Below are 1,520 nucleotides of genomic sequence, written 5' to 3'. Positions count from 1 at the left end.
ACCAATTAACTACACGTGATAATAGGCGATCAATAACATCGTGTTTTGGGGGCTGATGGACTATCTCATCATCAGAATTCACAACCGCAATATCATCTGTCGTTCTAAATGTGCCAGATGTGTATTTCCCTTGATCTAAGGTTTGTGTGCCAGCCTTATGTAGCTCTTTTATCAACCTAATACTGAATGAATTACCTTTGAGGCTCCATGCTGCTTGCATTAAATCGAAGTTACCCGCAATCATGCGCTCACCATCAGTGCGAGGCTTCCGTTTTTTACGAAGCATTTCTTTAGCAAGAATAGTTGTTGTCGCTGCCCCCTCTAGCTGACTACTAGATATCGCCTCATCATCAATTAAAGTATTTGTTAAGTGGACGAAATGTGCATTTTCACCAATCTGCTCTAGTATTCCTAGCATCGAATTATGCGTAGTGTAACGGTCAATTTGCGATAAAATCCGACTAAACTCATGCAAGTTATTAAACTGGCAATTTTTAATAAAATCAGGTGATTGCAATAAAGCCTGATTAACAGCATCAGGCAAGTCAGATGGCAATGGTTTATCTTCTAATGGCGTTAAGTCTATTAATGAGTTATCACGGGATAGGCGCATTAACCACCAACAGAATTTAACGTCTAAACCTGGCTTTACTCTACGTCTAAACTCATTAAACGAGTGGTATTCATCAATAAATGGATTGAGGTAATCAGTATATTTGTTGGGATCATCGCCCTGACAGCCAATCTCAAACAATACATCACTGATAGAATCAAAAGGGCATACTGGCGGGGATAAATACTTACCTGACATTAATCTCATCTCAAAAAGCGCCATAATTGAGATGATATTAATGAAAATAGCGCAATTTAGCAAGAAATTTCAGGATAGGAATGGAGATAATTTATTTAAGTAAAATTCCCCTTAAACACCTGTATTTAACATATGGCATCTTTTGCGCACCAGTGATGTAAACCCAATGTTGCAACCATTTAGAAATGTCACACGGTTCTCCAAGTTAGAAATGTCACTTTTTCTAAGTGACAGAAATTTGTTATTTCGCTTGGTCATACATCACGGGATTTATTCGCGACTGTCTACGTTGTTCTTGTCGTCTTGGTGTATCTGAACGACTACGCTCTCTTAAACCTTCTGATTCCAATCGTTCTTGCTCTACCATCGCTAATCTCAAAACAGCGTCTAAACGCTTATTTTCAACTATCTCTCCCTGATTTATTCGCTCCAATTTATCAAAAATACTGTAACCTAATGATTGACCTAAATGCTTAATATCTATTTGACCGTCAGGGTAATCATGTATCATGATATTTCTACCCACAAGGTTTTCATTTTCTGAATTTTTTTCAAGTAAATACATGACTTTGTCATACTGTAGCGTTAGTGATTTAGCGTCTTTTCGCGAAGTTTGCCAGGAGAAAATATCGTATAACTCTTTCGGGTTTCGTAGATAGGTCTGTGCACATTCAATTGACGTTTAGCTGGTTTAGCAAAGCGCCTGTTA

General features: G+C 38.0%; 1 protein-coding gene and 1 pseudogene. Both read right to left on the bottom strand.

The window, feature by feature from the left end:
• A pseudogene (locus tag SKA34_RS01315) lies at positions 1-820 on the bottom strand (Fic family protein); the annotation flags it as partial.
• Positions 821-1,052: 232 nt separating this feature from the next.
• A complete protein-coding gene (locus tag SKA34_RS01310; RefSeq protein WP_006643679.1) occupies positions 1,053-1,376 on the bottom strand; it encodes a hypothetical protein in 324 nt (107 codons plus the stop codon).
• Positions 1,377-1,520 lie beyond the last annotated feature (144 nt).

Origin of the sequence: Photobacterium sp. SKA34 (genome assembly GCF_000153325.1) — a bacterium.
Taxonomy (GTDB): Bacteria; Pseudomonadota; Gammaproteobacteria; order Enterobacterales; family Vibrionaceae; genus Photobacterium.
This window is presented reverse-complemented; position numbering and strand designations above follow the sequence as displayed.